Below are 16302 nucleotides of genomic sequence, written 5' to 3'. Positions count from 1 at the left end.
CCGGCCCCGACACGCAGCAAGCTCACCCGCCCTCATACAAGCAGCGAACTACCGAACACCAACCGTGACAAGACCAGCTAACAAAGCACTACTAGGCGGGTCGGTGGGGGCCCGGGGTGGAACGCGCGGCAGTGCCGCAGGCGTCCGGGGCGGCGACACCTGTGAGCAGCAGCAGCGTGTCCACGAGTTCTTCCGCGGGCGAGCCGGTGGCCAGCCTCCGCAGCTGCTGCCCGAAGACCAGTGCCACGACGGCGCCGGCGAGCCGTTGGGGGTCCGGCAGACCGAGGCGGTCCAGTATGCCGCAGGCGAGCCTGTCGTAGGCGGCGAAGCAATCGGCCGCGGCCGCCCGGAGCCGCTCGTCGCGCCCCGCCTGGATGTACAGCTCGAACGGGGCGATGTGCCTGCTGTCGAAGGCGGTACCTTCCGCGACCGTCTCCACCAGCTCGGCCGCACCTTCGACGTCGAGGCCGTCCGCAGCGGCGCAGTTCTCCGCCAGTTCGGTGAAGCGTCGGGTCTCCTGGGCCACGAAATGGAGCAGGCTCTCGCGGAGCAGCTCGTGCTGCGTGGCGAAGTGGTAGGTGACCGAGCCGAGCGACACCTGTGCTTCCTTCGCGATCCGCCGGTTGCTCAACGCGGCGATGCCTTCGTCGCCGATGATCCGTAGGACGGCGTCGATGATGCTCTGGCGGGTGTCGGCTGGCTTGTCCATGTCCGTAATGGTCGCACCCGGCGATGACCGCCCGACGGGCCGGGTGCCAGCCGCGACGGGTACGGCGACCCCGGTCCGTCCATGGCATGGACACGCCGGCTAGCCCTCCTCTATGGTCCAGTTCGTTCGAACGAACGAATGAGAGGGCAATGCGGATGCGGATCAAAGGATCGACGGTCCTGCTGACCGGAGCCACTGGCGGCCTCGGGACGGCGCTCGCCGAATCGCTCGCCGAGAAGGGCGCGACCCTCGTGCTCACGGGGCGCAGGGAGGACGCGCTGAAGGCCGTCGCCGACCGGTTCGGGGCCCGCGCCGTCGTCGCGGACCTCGCGGACCCGTCCGACGTGGAGCGCCTCGCGCGGGAGTGCACTGACGTCGACGTACTCGTCGCCAATGCGGCGCTGCCGTCGAGCGGGGACGTGCTGGATTACACCCCCGCCCAGGTCGAGCGCGCGCTCGCCGTCAACCTGCACGCCCCGGTGCTGCTGGCACGCCTGCTCGCCCCCCGGATGGTGACCGCCCGCCGGGGCCACCTCGCCTTCGTCGGCTCCATCTCCGGCAAGGCGGCCAGCAAGTCCTCCTCCCTGTACAACGCGACGAAGTTCGGCCTGCGCGGCTTCGCCCTCGCCTTCCGCCAGGACCTGCGCGGCACGGGCGTGGGCGTGTCCCTCGTCCAACCCGGATTCGTGCGGGACGCGGGCATGTTCGCCGCGACGGGCGCCCGGCCCCCGGCCGGCATGCGCACGGTCTCCCCGGCACAGGTGTCCGCCGGCCTCATCCGGGCCGTCGAACGGGACCTGTGCGAAGTGAACGTGGCGCCCGGCGAACTCAGGCTGCTGAGCGCCATCGCCGGCCAGTTTCCCGGCTTCGCCGAGAAGGTACAGGGCCGGATGGGCGTCGAGCGCACCATGGCGGCCATCGTGAACGCCCAGCGCGCCACCCGCTGACGCCCCGGCACCACACCGACGCAGCCGCCACCCCACCGGACCCCGGACCCCGGACCCACCCCCCACCTCTCCCCACCACCCCAGCGGACTCCGGAAAACGGAAAGGCGACCACCCGATGGACGGCTTACCCCCGAACCCCGCAGCACGCCGTGACACCCGCCCGCTCGGACGCCGGGACCTCCTGCGCCTCGGTACCCTCCTCGCCTCCGGCGGCCTCGCCGCAACCGTCCCCGCGACCCTCGCCCGCGCCGGTACCGTCCCCCGGGAGAACGGGGGAGTGACCACCATCTACCACGGTCACTCGCCGTACGGCTTCGACCAGTGGGCGTCCGTCGGCTTCGACGTACCGACCGGTGTCCGGCGCATCTCGGTCTCCGCCGCCTTCGACGCCGCGGACGGCGTGCTCGACCTCGGTCTGTTCGGCCCCGCCGGCTTCCGCGGCTGGTCGGGAGGGGCCCGGCGCGACTTCACCCTGTCCGGCGCGGACGCCACCCCCGGCTACGTCCCCGGCCCCATCCAGGCCGGCACGTGGTCCGTCGCCCTCGGCCCGATCGTGAACGATCCCGGCGGGATGGACTGGCAGATCAGTGTCACGCTCGACCACGGCGACCCGCTGCCGGAGGTTCCGTACGACCTCCTGCCCGCGGCGGTACCGGGCCGTGGGCGCGGCTGGTACCGCGGGGACCTCCACCTCCACACCGTCCACTCCGACGGACAGCGCACCGTGGACCAGCTCGTCGACGCCGCCCGCGCCGCCCGCATGGACTTCATCGCCACCTCGGACCACAACACCAGCTCCACCGGCGTCTCCTGGCGCGGCAACGTCCCCACGGACCTGCTCGTCCTGAACGCCGAGGAGGTGACCACCCGGCACGGCCACTGGCTGGCGGTCGGCCTGCCCCAGGGCGAATGGGTGGACTGGCACTACGCGCCCGCCGACAGCGGAGTCTTCGACCGCCATGTCCGGCGTGTCCACAGCCTCGGCGGACTGGCCGTCGCCGCCCACCCCATGACCCCGGGACCCGGCGCCTTCTGGGAGTTCGGCCTTGACCGCGTCGACGCACTGGAGGTGTGGAACGGGCCGTGGACGCTGGACGACGCGGCGAACATCGCCGTCTGGCACAGCATGCTCTGCCTCGGCAAGCGCGTCGCCGGCCTGGGCAACAGCGACGCACACAGCCCGGGCGACGCCGTCGGACAGCCGCACAACGTCGTCCACGCCGCCAGCCTGTCCCGCGCCGACATCCTGGACGCCCTGCGCCGAGGCAGGTCCTACGCCGCCGAACACGCCGGCGTGACCGTGCACTTCACCGCCGGAGCCCGCGGCGCGACGGCCGGTCCCGGGGAAGAACTGCCCCTGTCCTTCTTCGAGACCGTCGACGTCACGGTGGACGTGTCCGGCGCCCCGGACGCCGTGATCACGCTCCACACCGAATGGGGCATCATGGCCGCGACGAAAACCGGCAGCAGCGGAACGGGCCGGCTGCACTGGCGCGGCTGGGGCAAGGCATCCCTCTTCGCCCGCGCCGAAGTCCGGCGCCTGAAGCCCGCCTCGACCACCCTGGACCAGCTGGTGGCCGTCACCAACCCCATCTGGTTCTACTCCGCGAGCCTCCCCCCGTACGACGTCGAACAGCGCACCCTCTTCGCGACCGAACGGGCCCCCGACGGTTCCTGGAGCAGCATGCGGCCCCTGCCCGGACCGCAGGACGCGGCGTCGTTCACCGGGGTCCGGACCGCCGTCGCCGGCCTGCCCGACGGCACGGTCCGGACGCTGGGCCTCGCCACCGACAACAGCCTTTGGCTGACCACCCGCAGGGGAACGACCGTTGTCACCCCGTGGCACCGGCTCCCCGGCCCCGACGGCCAGAGCGCCTTCACCGTCCTCGACGCCGCGATCTCCGGGTCCCCCGACGGCACCAGCCAGATCCTGGCGGTCGGCATGGACGGCACCCTCTACCACCAACGGTGCGCCACCGGCGGCACCCCGACCCGCTTCCGGGCGGTGCCCGGCGGTTCCCCGGCCGGCCGCTGGGGCGCGACGAAGACGGCGATCGCCGCAATGCCCGACGGATCCGCCCAGGTCGTCGCCTACGGCACCGACGGAGCCATGTGCCACTGCATTCGGCGTGCTGACGGAACCTGGACCGGCTGGGGGCGGCTCGCCGGCTACGACGGCGCACCGGCGTTCTCGGGCCCGGCCCTGGCGATCGCCGGTCTGCCGGACGGATCCTCCCAGGTGCTCGCCATCGGACTCGACGGCATGCTCTACCACCAGGTGCGTCGCCCCGACGGCACGTGGACCGGCTTCCGGCCCCTGCGCGGCGTGACCACTCCCACCATGGGGGCCAGCGCCGTCGACATCGCGGGCATGCCCGACGGCTCGGCCCAGGTCGTCGCCGTCGGCCGCGACGGCAAGGTCTGGCACGAGACCAGGAGGCCGGACGGATCCTGGACCGGCTTCGCCCAGGTCCCCGGCCCGAACGGCCGCGATGCGTTCCCGGCCGGCCAGGTCCGCATCACCGCACTGCGCGACGGAACGGCCCACGTCGCAGCCGTCAGCGCCGGTTGAGGCCCGGGCCCGTACCACCGGGGGCGACCCTCAATGCGTGATGCAGGTCACCCCCGCGGGGTCGATGATTCCGCGCTCCGGCCCGGTCTACCCATCGACGACACGGGAGCGCCGTGGAGCGCGGGTACCCGCGGACGGCGCACGAGGAGGGAAAGCAATGCCCCGAACGCTCCACCACCCCATGACCAAAGCAGTGAAGAGCGGCCCCGCCGCGTACTTCCCCTCGATCGAGAAGAAGTACGGCCGACCGATCGCAGAGTGGAAGGACCTCATCCGGTCCTCGCCGCTGACCCGGCACATGGAACTCGTCGCCTGGCTCAAGTCCGCACACGGACTGGGGCACGGCCACGCCAACGCCCTGGTCGCGCACACGCTCGCCGAGGGCGGCGGCAAGGAAGGGGCCACGCCGCAGCGAACGCCGTGAGGTGGCCGGAGGCGTGACGGCCCGCTACCGGCCGGGCTCCGGTAGGGACCGGGCCGGCGCCGCCAGGGGCTGGTTCAAACGACCGGCTCGCCGATGCCCAGGAGGTTCCCCTCGCTGTCACGGAACCAGGCGGCGCGTTCGCCCCGCGCGCCCTTGCTCGGATAGTTCCCGTCGATCTCGGCGATTCCGTCCTCCGTGCGGAACCCGGGCACGTCGACGTCCTCGAACACCACACCGCGCTGCCTGAGCATCGACACGGCCGTCTCCAGGTCGTCGACCTCCCACCCCATCTGGGTGAACGTGCCCGACGAGGCCCCCGTCGATGCGAACACGGCGAACTCCGTGCCACCGCACCGGTACAACAGCCCGCCGGGCCGTTCGTCGACGGGCTGCAGCCCGAGTTGCTCGGCGTAGAAACGCCGGGCCCGGTCCAGGTCCTGGGCGGGCAGCCTGGTCGCCACCCGACCTCGGGCCAGAATGTTCGCGCTCTCCGTGTCCATGCCTCCACTGTGCCGGCCTGCGCCCGACACGCCCGGCAACGGGCGCGTGCCACCGTGCAGGACTGCCCCTGCGGAGGACGGGTCGCGTCCGACGGGCGGCCGTGACACGGGCGCCGAGGCCGGATGGGTGGCCGGTGGCCGGGGCGGCAGTGTCAGCGCAGGGTGAGCGGGGTCCGGGCGGTGACGCGGGTCAACTTCTCGGGGTTGCGGACGAAGTACAGGCCGGTGATGCGGCGGTCCTCCACACGCACGGCAATGACGCCGTCCAACTCGCCGTCCAGGTGGAGGGCGAGTGCGGGGCCGCCGTTGACCGCGGTGGGCCGGCAGGTGAGCGTCGCCCCGACCTTGGCCGTGGCGCCGGAGCAGAAGCGGACGACCTTCTCCGCGCCGACGACGGGCCTGAGCGCGGCCCGCTTGATGCCGCCGCCGTCGCTGAGCAGCACGACATCGGGGGCGAGCACGTCGAGGAGGTCCTGCGGGTTGCCGGTCTCGATCGCGCGCTGGAAGGACTCCAGGGCCGCCCGGGCCTCGCTCGCGGAGGCCGTCCGGCGGGGGCGGCGGGCGTCGACGTGGCGGCGGGCGCGGTGGGCCATCTGGCGGACGGCGGCGGAATTCTTGCCGACGGCCCCGGCGATCTCGTCGTAACCGACGTCGAAGACCCCGCGCAGGACGAACACGGCCCGCTCGGTCGGGGAGAGGCTCTCCAGGGTCGTGGGGCCGAAGCGGTCCGCTCGTCGGCCGGTTTGCGGTCCGCGACGCGGTACGGCTCGATGCAGGTGTGCTCGACCCGCCGGCCGGTGGCCGGGACACCCCGGAAGTCGCCGCGGTGGGGCGCCTCAGCCCGCGGCCCGGACGTCGACCGGGATGTCCAGTCGGCCGGCCACCGTGGTGAGGGCCGTTCCCAGGGGGAGCGCGATACGGGTGAGGGCGTGCAGGTCGCCCCGGGTCGGGTCCCGGTTGACGATCAGCACCGGTTTTCCGGCCCGGGCTGCTTGACGGACGAACCGGAGCCCGGACATCACCGTCAATGAGGAGCCCAGGACCAGCAGCGAGGCCGCCTCGCGGACCAGCTCGCGGCAGTGCTCGACCCGCTGCGGCGGAACGGGTTCGCCGAAGAACACCACGTCGGGTTTGAGGATGCCGCCGCAGATCGAACAGGAGACCGCGCGAAAGTCCCCGACCTGTTCCGCGGTGAGGTCGGCGTCACCGTCCGGGTTGATCCCGGCGGCCACCGGCTCGAAGCCCGCGTTGGCCTCCTCCAGCCGCTGGGCCAGTTCGCGGCGCGGGCTGAAGGCTCCGCAGGACAGGCAGACGACCCGGTCCAGGCTTCCGTGAAGCTCCACGACGCCCTCGCTGCCGGCGGCCTGGTGCAGGCCGTCGACGTTCTGGGTGATCACACCCGACAGCAAGCCGTGGCGCTCGAACGCGGCCACGGCCCGGTGCCCGGCGTTGGGCCGGGCGCGGCCGAAGGTGCGCCAGCCGAGGTGGCTGCGCGCCCAGTACCGGTTCCTGGCACGGGCGCTGGTGGTGAAGTCCTGGTAGGTCATCGGCGTGTGCCGGCTCAGGCTGCCGCCCTCGCCGCGGTAGGCGGGGATGCCCGATTCCGTGGAGATGCCGGCCCCGCTGAGCACCAGCACCCCGCCGGTGCTCAGGGCATCGGCCACCGGTTCCAGGTCCGTGGTGCCGGGCGGCAGGTCCCCGGTGGGGGTCCAGTGCAGAGTGGGGCGCATGCGCATGCCGCCAGGGTACGGAACGGGCCCGCCCACCCGCTTCCGCGTCGATGGCGTCGCTTGCTGAGGAGGGTGCGTGCACGATGCCGGGCGGGGGGACGGGACCCGTGCCGGGGGCCGGTCCTGCCGGGTCAGCTCCGGGCGCGGCCGATGCCGGGGAGGAACCGTCCCGTCAGGGTGGTGTACTCGCGGTAGGCGTGTCCGTGCACGCGGGCGAGGTACGGCTCCTCGACGACGCGGACCTGCAACTGGACGGCCGCGACGAGCGTAGCCAGGGCGAGGACGGCGACGAGGTTGGGCACCATCGCGGCGAGGCCGGTCGCGGTGAGGGTCATGGTGGTGAAGACGGGGTTGCGGACGAGGCTGAACAGCCCACCCGTGACCAGCTCGGTCCGCTCGCCGGCGTCCACTCCCACCCGCCATGAGGCGCCCATGGTCGTTTGCGCTGCGAGCGTCGCGGCCATGCCGACCAGCGTCAGCGCCAGCCCCGCCCACCGTGCCGGCCCGTGGTCGAGGCCTGGGACGGTGGGCAGGCCTGCGAGGTCCGCCATCGGGGCGGCGGCCCCGGCGAGCAGTGCGGCGACGAAGAGGATCCCGGCCCACCAGGCGGCCTCGCCGGGGCGGCCACTGATGCCGCGGAAGCCCGCATCGCCGGTCCGGCGCCGATGAAGCGCGGCCCGGACGCCGAAGGCGACCACACCCCAGGTCAGATAGAGGGCGAGTGTTGCCCTTGCCCAGTCGTTCACCGCTTCGTCTCTCCTTCGGTCGTGCAGCGGGCGCATTCCGGACGGCAGCCGCACGTCTGCGCGGCCCCGCCCGGGGCGAGGTCGTGGCGGGTCGGGGGAGGCGCCGGGAATGCGGCGGCCATCAGCAGCAGTCCTTCGTTGCGGCGTCCGGGCAGGTCCTGTCCGACTCGACCGAGACCACCGCCGCGCGCAGGTCGTCGAGGGCGTGGCCGAGTCGGGGGTCGGCGAGCTCGTACCGGGTCCGCCGTCCGTCCGGGACGGTGACCACCAGGCCGCAGTCACGCAGGCAGGCCAGATGGTTGGACAGCCGGGTGCGCGAGACGCCGAGCGCGTCGGCGAGGTCGGCCGGGTAGGCGGCGGCCCGGCTCAAGGCGAGCAGGATGCGACAGCGGATCGGATCGGCGAGCGCGCGGCCGAAACGGGCCAGCACCTCGATGTCGGGGGCAACGGTCATCACACCACGACAGTACAGCTATTCCTGAATTCAGGAAACCGTGGATTCCGCGGTGGGTGGACGCCGGTCCTACGCTCGACCTCGACGGAATGCGGAGGAGGGACGGCAACGTGACGGACGACGGACAGGACCTGGCCGCGGCGCAGCAGGCACACTGGCAGCACACGTACGCCGCCCACCCGGGGATGTACGGCGAGCGGCCCTCGGCGCCGGCCGTCCACGCAGCCCGTGTGTTCCGTGCAGCCGGGGCCGGAGAAGTGCTGGAACTGGGCGCCGGGCAGGGCCGTGACGCCCTGTACTTCGCGCGCGAAGGGTTCGCCGTCAGGGCCGTCGACTTCTCCGCACGGGGCCTCGAACAGCTTCGGGAATCCGCACGGGTGAGCGGCGTCGCGCAGCGGGTCACCACCTCGGTGCACGACGTCCGCGACCCGCTGCCCCTTCCCGACTCCTCGGTCGACGCGGTCTTCGCACACATGCTGCTGTGCATGGCCCTGTCCGCCGACGAGATCCACGCGCTGCTCGACGAGATCGCCAGGGTGCTGCGGCCCGGCGGCACGCTCGTCTACACCGTCCGCCACACCGGCGACGCGCACTACGGCTGCGGCACCGCCCACGGCGACGACGTCTTCGAGCACGGCGGGTTCGCCGTCCACTTCTTCCCGCGCCACCTCGTCGACGCCCTCGCCGAGGGCTGGGTACTGCACGAGGTGCACGCCTTCGAGGAGGGCGACCTGCCGCGCCGACTGTGGCGCGTCACCCAGTCCCTGCCCCGGTGACCGGGGTACGGGGACCGCTGTCGGGCGGGGAGCAGCAACGGTCAGCTCGGTCCGCTACTCGGCGCCCTCGGCGTAGCCGTGGGCGCCGTACAAGCGGACGAAACGGGCCGGGACGACCGTCCGGCGGTGCACCAGGCCGCCGGGCAGGCGCTCGTACATCTCCACCTGTTCCCGCCCGCCAGGGCCCACGGGCTGGACCAGCCGCCCGCCGACGCGCAACTGTGCCACCAGCGGATCCGGCACCTGCGGGAACGCCGCGCAGACCAGTACCGCGTCGTACGGGGCCCCGTCCGGCCAGCCCAGCGTGCCGTCGCCGAGAACGACCTCTGCGGTGCCGATCCGCTGCGCGGCCAGCCGTCGGCGGGCCTCGACGACCAGCTCCGGCCACCGTTCGACACTGATGACGTTCCTGGCCAGGCAGGCCAACAGCGCGGTCTGCCAGCCGAAGCCCGTACCGATCTCCAGCACCCGCTCGCGCCCGGTCAGACCGAGCGCGGCGACCATCATCGCGACCAGCGAGGGCTGCGTCGTCACCTGGCCGCAGGGCAGGGGCACGGGGACGTCCCCGTACGCGGAGCCCGTCTCGGTGGTGGGGACGAAGCCGGCCCGCGGGACGCTCCGGATGGCATCCAGCAGCCGGGCGTCGGTCACCCCGGCGTTCCGGGCCGCGCGGACCAGGTTCTCGGCGGAAGACCCGTGGACCATGGCGTGCCCGTCAGGTCGGGGTTCCGGCGTCGGCGTACCGCAGCAGCGCCCCGACGTGCCCGCCCAGCTGCAGCTCGTCCTCCGGTACGACGACCAGTTCGGCGGCCGTGCCGACGAGGGCCCGCAGCAGTGCCTCGTCGGCGGATTCCTCGCGGGGCGCGCGCACCCCGCAGGACACCAGCTCCTCCTCGGCCAGTGCGAGCTGGGTGGGCCGCGGACCGGTCCACAGCTGCAGTGCGGGGGCGCGCGGCTGGTTCAGCAGCAGCGCCCGGACCTGGCCGCGCTGCAGGGCGGAGACGACGGCCGCCGTCCCTTCTGCGACGGGTCCACCGAGGGCCCGGCGGCCGATGAAGACGTTCACCAGGTCCCGGTCGTGCGCGGCCATCCGGCCGCGGAAGACGCTGCTGAGCTGCTGTTCGAGCAGGGCCCGTCGGGTCTCCGTCGGACTGGGGCCTCCGACCCGTACGACCCTGTCGCGGAGGGCGTGCGGCAGTCGCCGAACCAGGACGTTGCCCGCCCAGGCGTCCCCGGCGACGACGACGGCGTCGGCATGCGTGCGCCGGGCCCACGCGTCCAGCTCGTGACCCAGCCGGACGGCGCTGTGGTGCCAGGCGGCCACCGGCACCCTGCGCTGCAGCCGCTCACCCGGGGTGACCGCGGACGCCGGCCAGGTGCCGGCTTCGGCTTCCAGCCTGACCCAGCCGTGCGTCTCGGCCGTCGGCAGCCCCGCGTAGTGCACCACCACCGCCAAGTACGGGATCTCCGGCAGATGCTGGCTGACCAGCGGCATGGCATCCGGCAGGGTGCTGTAGCGGGCCGAGTCGTGGGCGGGCGGGCTGGGCAGCTCCCCGTCCAGGACGAGCGATCCGTGGGCCGCGAAGATCGCCTGCCCGTGCGTTCCGGGCACTTCCGCGTCCGCGCCGACTGCCTGCTCCAGCACGCCGAGCAGCGCCCGGTCCGCTCCCTGCCGGGTCAGGTCCTCGCGCAGCCGGCGCCAGCGCAGGGCGATGGCCCGGTCGGGCTGGTCGACGTCCCGGGAGGTGTCCAGGTACACGGAGGCGAACGGGCCGGACTCCGAGTACAGGGGTTCCAGGAAAGACAGCCGCATGTCCTCACCACCACTCCCAGGCCGCCCCAGGTGCTCTCCTTCCGATGATGCGCACGCGGAGGGGGCCGGTGCAGCCTGGTCGGCCTCGGCATTGGCGTCTCGCAGCGGGGTTACGGCGACACCGCAGAGGCGAGCCGGGGCCACCGTCGTCCGCGGCAGGGACGACGTAGGAGGCGGGAAGCGCCCACGGGACGGTCCGAGAGGTGGCAGGATGCCCGGGCATGGGAGCGGGACATGACAGTGACGAGGCGTACGTCGTCGGTTTGTGCAGCAGGATCCTGGGCGAGGGCGCCTCGACGCAGCACAGGTTCGACTGGCTGCTGGGAGACCCCGGAACGAGCGGCCGACGGGTCAGACTGCCCGTCGATGCCTACTGGCCCGGCCACCGCCTGGTGATCGAGTACCGCGAACTCCAGCACGACCAGCCCGTGCCCCACTTCGACAAGCCGGACCGGCTCACCGTCAGCGGCGTCCACCGCGGTCTGCAACGGGCCCTGTACGACGCACGCCGGGACACCGAGATCCCCGCCCACGGGCTGCGGCTGGTCGTGGTCCGCCCTGCCGATCTCGACGCGGACGGCCGGGGACGACTGCGACGCAACGAGGCGGCCGACCTGGCGGCGCTGGAGAGGATCCTGGCCCCCGGCACGGGGTGACGGAGCACGGGGTGACGGACACACCAGGCGCGCCGGTTGCCGGGAGCTCCTGCGAACCGCCGCGCTCACGGGCAGGGCAGAGGGGAACGGGACGGGGCGGCCACATCGGCTGCCCGTGCGGGGCGTGCCAGCGGCCCCGTGGACCGCATCCCATGGGCTGTGCCGTCGTTGGTCGGAGTATGAAGAAGATCATTACTGGCATCCTCGTGGCCGCCTTCACTGCTGTTGCTGCCGGTACGGCGGCGGCGGACGAGGACCACCGCGATTCGCACAACGGGCCGGTCGTCGCGCTGATCAACACCGGCCAGATCGACGACCCCTTGGAGGACGTGCTGGAGCACACGCTGAACCTCGGCGACCTGTACAAGTCGGACTGATCAAACCCTTGCCGTACGGCCTCTCCGGGGCTGTCCCTCCGCCCTCCTCCTCGGGACGGAGTCCGAACTCGTGTTTCACCTTTGGATGACGAGTGGATGACGAGCGGAGAGACGGCGCCGGAGGGGGCTGCTCTCGGACAGTGGGTTTCACCACTTGCCTGCTCGGTGACCGTTCGTGCTGTCGGGCTACGTCCCTGGTCTTGCTCTGGGCCTCGCGTCGCATGCTTCGCGTCACGCCTACGGAGTTCGCGGATCTTCACCGAAGCCGGAGCCCGCTGGATCGGTTGGAAGCCGTGCGGGTCCGGCCGAGGGGGCGCATGGATTCCCCTTTGGTGCAAGGAGGTTGGCGGGTGTCGGAGGCCGTGACGGCGCCTCTGCGACGCTGATCGGGTGCGCGCCCGATTTCCGTGCGGTACGTGACGGCCGTGTTGCAGAGGCGGGTTTCCGCGGGACCGTGCGCCGAACAGGATCTCCCAGACTGACCGCTGCTTCCCAGTACGTCGGAAGACGCCGGGCCGCGGGCACGGTGCGCGCGGCCCGCAGGGCCTGTGCCCCGGGGTCGGGATGGCCGCGCTCACCCCGGCGGGCGACCGGCGGACGTCCGGGGCGACGCACGGACGCAGGGGGCGGCTCTACGGGCGTTCGACGAGTTGGAGGACGCCGCCGACCGAGAAGCACAGGGCGCCGGTGAGGGTGCCCCAGTTGGCGATGTCGAGGTTGACGGGGCTGCCGGTGGCCGGCCGGGGGAGCGCGGCGAGCGCCGACCCCACGAAGAGGACGGACCCGAGCTGGTTCACCGCGACGATCCACCAGCCGGGGCTGCGCAGGAGGAGGCGGAGCCCTCCGTGGCAGACCTCGATCAGGGCGAGGTGCCCGGAAGCCAGGAACAGCAGGCAGCCGACCACATCGGGTACCCAGATCAGCCGGTTGACCTGCTGGACGCTCAGCCCCTGCAGGAACGAGTTCAGCAGGTTCACGCCGAACACCACCGTGCCCGTGAACAGGAGGAAAGCGCTCAGCCAGTCCAGCCGCATCGGCTCGTAGCTCCACCACGCCAGCCGCGGGTGTCCAGCACGGGGTTGCCGACCGTGTGGCGGGTCGCGTTGACCGCTTGCAGGAGCGAGGCGTAGCCGCCGGGGTTGAAGAAGAGTCCGCCGGTGAAGTAGATCGAGGCGCTTTCCATGGCGATACCGGAACCGAACTGGGCGGCGGCGGCGCCGGCCGCGAAGAGGGAGCCGCCGAACGCGGTCGTGGCGATGGCGTTGAGCCTGCGCAGGCGGCTGATCGCGACCTCGTCGGCACGGCCGTGCCCGTCGTGGTGCGCGCCCGGACCACGGATGGCGAGTGCGCCACGCCGCCGGGCGAGCCGCGACTCCCACACCGCCGTCCCGCCGCTGGGCAGTTGCCAGGTGACCCGGGTGGTGAACGGTCCGAAGCCTTCGGCACGCTGGGCGGGTTGCCCCACGGGCCGAGCCTGAACCGCCGGCCGGGCCGCCTCGGGGCGAAACGCCCTGGCTGCCGGACGGATCACCGTGCCGCCCCGGGTTGCCTATATGCTTTAGGTAATCTCAGACACGACTTAGGCGGGTGTCGGTGGGCCCGCGAGGAGGACGCCATGGCGGGACGTGCCGGGCTCACAGTGGATCGTCTCGTGCGAGCCGGAACCGAACTGGCGGATGAGATCGGCTTCGAGCACGTGACGCTCTCGGAAATCGCCCGGAGGTTCGACGTCAAGGTCGCGAGCCTGTACTCGCACGTGCGCAACTCCCCCGACCTGAAGACGCGCATCGCCCTGTCCTGCCTCGAAGAGCTCGCCGACCGGGCCGCCGACGCCCTGGCCGGGCGGTCCGGCAAGGACGCCCTCGGGGCCTACGCGAACGTCTTCCGCGACTACGCCCGCCAGCACCCCGGCCGCTACACCGCGACCCGGTTCCCACTGGACACCGAAACCGCTCTCGCGAGCGCCGGAGTACGCCACGCGCGGATGACGCGGGCCGTCCTGCGCGGCTACGACCTGGTGGAACCGGAACAGACCCACGCCGTCCGCCTGCTCGGCAGCGTCTTCCACGGCTACGTCAGCCTGGAGGCGGCCGGCGGCTTCAGCCACAGCTCCCCCGACAGCCAGGAGAGCTGGGAGCGCATCATCGATGCCCTCGACACCCTGCTGCGCGACTGGCCCACGCCGTGAGAGCCCACCCACGGCCCGTCCCGCACCAACCCCAAGGAACCCACACATGCCCTCGGACACCTCGAACACCTCATCCGGACCCTCCGAGCACCTCGCGCCGCAATGGATCACCACCCCGCTCACCGACTCCCTGGTACGCGGCGCCATCGAACTGGAGCGCACCGAGCGCGGCCTCGTGCCGCACCGGCTGCCCGCCCGGGCTCGGGCCCAGTGCTCCGACGGACAGCTCGCCATGGCCGAATCCCAGCCGTCCGGCGTACGGCTCGCCTTCCGCACCCGGGCCACCGCGGTCGAACTCGACACCGTCCCCACCAAGCGCGTCTACGTGGGCGCTCCGCCACGGCCGGGTGGCGCGTACGACCTGCTGGTCGACGGCCGGCTCACCGCGCAGGGCAGCGCCGACGGCGGCAACACCCTCGTCATCGACATGACGGACTGGAGTACCGAGCACCGCCCCGGCCCGCCGGCCCTCGTCCGCTTCACCGGTCTGCCCGCCGGAGCGAAGGACGTCGAGATCTGGCTGCCGTACGACGAGACCACCGAACTCGTCGCGCTGCGCACCGACGCCCGCGTGGAGCCGCTGCCCCATCGCGACCGCCCCGTCTGGCTGCACCACGGCAGTTCGATCAGCCACGGCTCCCATGCTGCCGGCCCCAGTACCACCTGGCCCGCCGTTGCCGCTTCGCTCGGCGGGGCGGAACTGCTCAATCTGGGGTTCGGTGGCAGCGCGCTGCTCGACCCGTTCACGGCCCGCGCGATCCGCGACGCGCCCGCCGACCTGATCAGCCTCAAGCTCGGGATCAACGTCGTCAACCTCGACCTGATGAGGCTGCGGGCCTTCGGGCCGGCAGTGCACGGCTTCCTCGACACGATCCGCGAAGGCCACCCCACTGCGCCCCTCCTCGTCGTCTCGCCGATCCTGTGCCCCGTGCACGAAAACACCCCGGGCCCCGGCGCGGTCGATCCGGACTCCCTCGCCACCGGCCAGCTGAAGTTCCGGGCCACGGGCGACCCGCGGGAGGTCGCCGCCGGGAAACTGACCCTCACGGTCATCCGGGACGAGCTGGCCCGCATCGTTCGCGAGCGCTCCGCTGACGACCCGAACCTGTACCACCTCGACGGACGCGAACTGTACGGGCCGTCGGACGAGCCCGCCCTGCCCCTGCCCGACGACCTCCACCCGGACGCCGCGACCCACCGCCTCATGGGCGAACGCTTCGCGCAGCACGCCTTCACCGCCGGTGGCCCGTTCGCGCGGTCCACCGGTCCGCGCCGAGCCAGCACCGTCACGGGTACCGCCTAGCCCACCCGGTGTGATGGTCGGTGGCATGCCGCTGTTGGCGTAATGGTGGCTCCGGCCTGGGTGGCCGCTCACTCTGTGCTTGTTGCTCACGGTCGTCATCCAGACCGGCCCCGAGTCCCATCGCTTCCACATCACCGAAGCCGAACGAGGCGATCGCTGAACGGTCTGATGTCCGGGCTGCTTGACACGCCGGTCCGAGCCGAAGCGGAGAGGCCAGTGAAGACGAGATCTGCCACCGTCTGGTTCACGCCCGCCTTGCGTGCCCTCACGGCTCCTGGGTGCCGGGTCATACTGCCTGGGCGCACTTGCCGTCTACATGACCCAGAACGGGACCGGCTCGGCGGCGCTGATCGTATTCGGGGGCGTCTTGCTTCTCCTCGCCCTGCTCGGCAGTGGCATCGAGAGCCTTGAGTTCGGAGGGGCCACGCTGCGCATTCGGGCAGCCGCAGCGGAGAGGTTCGCGTTGGCGGAGGAGTCCGAGCGCCGTGGAGACATCGCTACGGCGCGTGAGCTGCGTGCAGAGGCGAGAACCCTGCTGGACGCTGCCGGACCCATGGCCGCCGACTACGGCTCCGTACGCGGTTCGATGCGCGCCGGTGCCTCGCGCACGCGCGCCCTGGAAGAGGTGACTGCCCGAGCGCGCCGCTTGGCACAGGAGCAGTCCTTCGAGTCGGCCGAGGTATTGCGCTGGCTACGGGACGGTACGGACGAGCAGCGCATCACCGCCTTGGCAATGATGCAGGCCAGGCCTGAACTGCGGAACTTCGAAGCCACCCTTGCCGCCGTCACGAACCCGCGCACTCCCTTCGAGCAGTACCACGCCATGCGACTCGCGCTGCAAATGATCGACGAACTCGACACGGGGCAGGCCAGGAGGCTCGCTGAGGCGGTCGAGGCACAGCGGGGTATTCGCTTCAGAAGGGACCCGGATCGCGTACGGCTTCGCGAGGCGATCCTCCAGAGAGTGCGTGGGCACGCGCAGAAGCGGTGACGATCTGGATCTCCCCGGGCCTCCGGGGCGGCGGGGCTCGGCATCACAGGCGTCGTATGACGAGCTTCCGGTCGCCGCCGTGGACCACGGGGGTCGTCGTCGGTGGCTCAATGTG

General features: G+C 72.3%; 16 protein-coding genes and 2 pseudogenes. 9 read left to right on the top strand and 9 right to left on the bottom strand.

From position 1 onward, the window contains the following. Positions 1-91: 91 nt before the first annotated feature. Positions 92-709, bottom strand: a complete 618-nt coding sequence (locus ACFV7Q_RS28575) for a TetR/AcrR family transcriptional regulator (RefSeq protein WP_385432596.1) — start codon at positions 707-709, stop codon at positions 92-94. Between the two features lie 155 nt (positions 710-864). Between ACFV7Q_RS28575 and ACFV7Q_RS28570 the strand changes: the two genes are divergently transcribed. From ACFV7Q_RS28570 to ACFV7Q_RS28560, 3 genes are all read left to right on the top strand, one after another. After that, a complete protein-coding gene (locus ACFV7Q_RS28570; RefSeq protein WP_385432594.1) occupies positions 865-1656 on the top strand; it encodes an SDR family NAD(P)-dependent oxidoreductase in 792 nt (263 codons plus the stop codon). Positions 1657-1772: 116 nt separating this feature from the next. After that, entirely contained in the window at positions 1773-4229 is a 2457-nt protein-coding gene (locus ACFV7Q_RS28565; RefSeq protein ID WP_385432592.1) for a CehA/McbA family metallohydrolase, read from the top strand. Positions 4230-4410: 181 nt separating this feature from the next. Next, on the top strand, positions 4411-4653 hold the full coding sequence (locus ACFV7Q_RS28560; protein ID WP_385432590.1) for a DUF4287 domain-containing protein: 243 nt from the start codon (positions 4411-4413) through the stop codon (positions 4651-4653). 74 nt (positions 4654-4727) lie between these two features. Here ACFV7Q_RS28560 and ACFV7Q_RS28555 read toward each other — a convergent pair whose 3' ends face one another. The 5 genes and pseudogenes from ACFV7Q_RS28555 to ACFV7Q_RS28535 form a co-directional block, all read right to left on the bottom strand. Continuing rightward, positions 4728-5153: a VOC family protein gene (locus ACFV7Q_RS28555; protein WP_385432589.1), complete on the bottom strand. Its 426-nt coding sequence runs from the start codon at positions 5151-5153 to the stop codon at positions 4728-4730. Between the two features lie 152 nt (positions 5154-5305). Continuing rightward, positions 5306-5860: pseudogene (locus ACFV7Q_RS28550) on the bottom strand (sigma factor-like helix-turn-helix DNA-binding protein); the annotation flags it as partial. Between the two features lie 129 nt (positions 5861-5989). Then, a complete protein-coding gene (locus ACFV7Q_RS28545) occupies positions 5990-6889 on the bottom strand; it encodes an NAD-dependent protein deacetylase (RefSeq protein ID WP_385432587.1) in 900 nt (299 codons plus the stop codon). Positions 6890-7014: 125 nt separating this feature from the next. Continuing rightward, the gene (locus ACFV7Q_RS28540; protein ID WP_385432585.1) at positions 7015-7629 is read right to left on the bottom strand and encodes a methyltransferase family protein; all 615 of its coding nucleotides are present in this window, start codon (positions 7627-7629) and stop codon (positions 7015-7017) included. Positions 7630-7750: 121 nt separating this feature from the next. Then, positions 7751-8086, bottom strand: a complete 336-nt coding sequence (locus ACFV7Q_RS28535) for an ArsR/SmtB family transcription factor (RefSeq protein ID WP_385432583.1) — start codon at positions 8084-8086, stop codon at positions 7751-7753. A gap of 107 nt (positions 8087-8193) precedes the next feature. Between ACFV7Q_RS28535 and ACFV7Q_RS28530 the strand changes: the two genes are divergently transcribed. After that, positions 8194-8859 (top strand): class I SAM-dependent methyltransferase, encoded by a 666-nt coding sequence (locus ACFV7Q_RS28530; RefSeq protein WP_385432581.1) that lies wholly within the window; start codon positions 8194-8196, stop codon positions 8857-8859. 54 nt (positions 8860-8913) lie between these two features. Here the strand turns inward: ACFV7Q_RS28530 and ACFV7Q_RS28525 are convergent, their stop codons facing one another. Continuing rightward, the gene (locus tag ACFV7Q_RS28525; RefSeq protein ID WP_385432580.1) at positions 8914-9564 is read right to left on the bottom strand and encodes a protein-L-isoaspartate(D-aspartate) O-methyltransferase; all 651 of its coding nucleotides are present in this window, start codon (positions 9562-9564) and stop codon (positions 8914-8916) included. 10 nt (positions 9565-9574) lie between these two features. After that, positions 9575-10672 (bottom strand): hypothetical protein, encoded by a 1098-nt coding sequence (locus tag ACFV7Q_RS28520; RefSeq protein WP_385432578.1) that lies wholly within the window; start codon positions 10670-10672, stop codon positions 9575-9577. Between the two features lie 221 nt (positions 10673-10893). On the opposite strand from ACFV7Q_RS28520, the gene ACFV7Q_RS28515 reads away from it, so the two are divergent. Together ACFV7Q_RS28515 and ACFV7Q_RS28510 are read left to right on the top strand one after the other, a co-directional pair. Then, entirely contained in the window at positions 10894-11328 is a 435-nt protein-coding gene (locus ACFV7Q_RS28515; RefSeq protein ID WP_385432576.1) for a hypothetical protein, read from the top strand. A gap of 179 nt (positions 11329-11507) precedes the next feature. Then, positions 11508-11705, top strand: coding sequence for a hypothetical protein (locus tag ACFV7Q_RS28510; protein WP_385432575.1), 198 nt, complete (start codon positions 11508-11510; stop codon positions 11703-11705). Positions 11706-12337: 632 nt separating this feature from the next. Here the strand turns inward: ACFV7Q_RS28510 and ACFV7Q_RS28505 are convergent. After that, positions 12338-13170: pseudogene (locus ACFV7Q_RS28505) on the bottom strand (hypothetical protein). A gap of 150 nt (positions 13171-13320) precedes the next feature. Between ACFV7Q_RS28505 and ACFV7Q_RS28500 the strand changes: the two are divergent. From ACFV7Q_RS28500 to ACFV7Q_RS28490, 3 genes are all read left to right on the top strand, one after another. Beyond that, positions 13321-13893 (top strand): TetR/AcrR family transcriptional regulator, encoded by a 573-nt coding sequence (locus tag ACFV7Q_RS28500; RefSeq protein ID WP_385432573.1) that lies wholly within the window; start codon positions 13321-13323, stop codon positions 13891-13893. Between the two features lie 46 nt (positions 13894-13939). Continuing rightward, entirely contained in the window at positions 13940-15196 is a 1257-nt protein-coding gene (locus ACFV7Q_RS28495) for a GDSL-type esterase/lipase family protein (RefSeq protein ID WP_385432571.1), read from the top strand. Positions 15197-15512: 316 nt separating this feature from the next. Continuing rightward, on the top strand, positions 15513-16187 hold the full coding sequence (locus ACFV7Q_RS28490; protein ID WP_385432569.1) for a hypothetical protein: 675 nt from the start codon (positions 15513-15515) through the stop codon (positions 16185-16187). The last annotated feature ends 115 nt before the right edge of the window (positions 16188-16302 follow it).

Origin of the sequence: Streptomyces sp. NPDC059851 (genome assembly GCF_042732005.1) — a bacterium.
Lineage (GTDB): Bacteria > Actinomycetota > Actinomycetes > Streptomycetales > Streptomycetaceae > Streptomyces.
This window is presented reverse-complemented; position numbering and strand designations above follow the sequence as displayed.

What these genes read in the sequence shown, in the direction of transcription:
- ACFV7Q_RS28575 (WP_385432596.1), bottom strand. Translation starts at nt 709, where the DNA reads ATGGACAAGCCAGCCGACACCCGCCAGAGCATCATCGACGCCGTCCTA.
- ACFV7Q_RS28570 (WP_385432594.1), top strand. Translation starts at nt 865, where the DNA reads ATGCGGATCAAAGGATCGACGGTCCTGCTGACCGGAGCCACTGGCGGC.
- ACFV7Q_RS28565 (WP_385432592.1), top strand. Translation starts at nt 1,773, where the DNA reads ATGGACGGCTTACCCCCGAACCCCGCAGCACGCCGTGACACCCGCCCG.
- ACFV7Q_RS28560 (WP_385432590.1), top strand. Translation starts at nt 4,411, where the DNA reads ATGACCAAAGCAGTGAAGAGCGGCCCCGCCGCGTACTTCCCCTCGATC.
- ACFV7Q_RS28555 (WP_385432589.1), bottom strand. Translation starts at nt 5,153, where the DNA reads ATGGACACGGAGAGCGCGAACATTCTGGCCCGAGGTCGGGTGGCGACC.
- ACFV7Q_RS28545 (WP_385432587.1), bottom strand. Translation starts at nt 6,889, where the DNA reads ATGCGCATGCGCCCCACTCTGCACTGGACCCCCACCGGGGACCTGCCG.
- ACFV7Q_RS28525 (WP_385432580.1), bottom strand. Translation starts at nt 9,564, where the DNA reads ATGGTCCACGGGTCTTCCGCCGAGAACCTGGTCCGCGCGGCCCGGAAC.
- ACFV7Q_RS28520 (WP_385432578.1), bottom strand. Translation starts at nt 10,672, where the DNA reads ATGCGGCTGTCTTTCCTGGAACCCCTGTACTCGGAGTCCGGCCCGTTC.
- ACFV7Q_RS28515 (WP_385432576.1), top strand. Translation starts at nt 10,894, where the DNA reads ATGGGAGCGGGACATGACAGTGACGAGGCGTACGTCGTCGGTTTGTGC.
- ACFV7Q_RS28510 (WP_385432575.1), top strand. Translation starts at nt 11,508, where the DNA reads ATGAAGAAGATCATTACTGGCATCCTCGTGGCCGCCTTCACTGCTGTT.
- ACFV7Q_RS28500 (WP_385432573.1), top strand. Translation starts at nt 13,321, where the DNA reads ATGGCGGGACGTGCCGGGCTCACAGTGGATCGTCTCGTGCGAGCCGGA.
- ACFV7Q_RS28495 (WP_385432571.1), top strand. Translation starts at nt 13,940, where the DNA reads ATGCCCTCGGACACCTCGAACACCTCATCCGGACCCTCCGAGCACCTC.
- ACFV7Q_RS28490 (WP_385432569.1), top strand. Translation starts at nt 15,513, where the DNA reads ATGACCCAGAACGGGACCGGCTCGGCGGCGCTGATCGTATTCGGGGGC.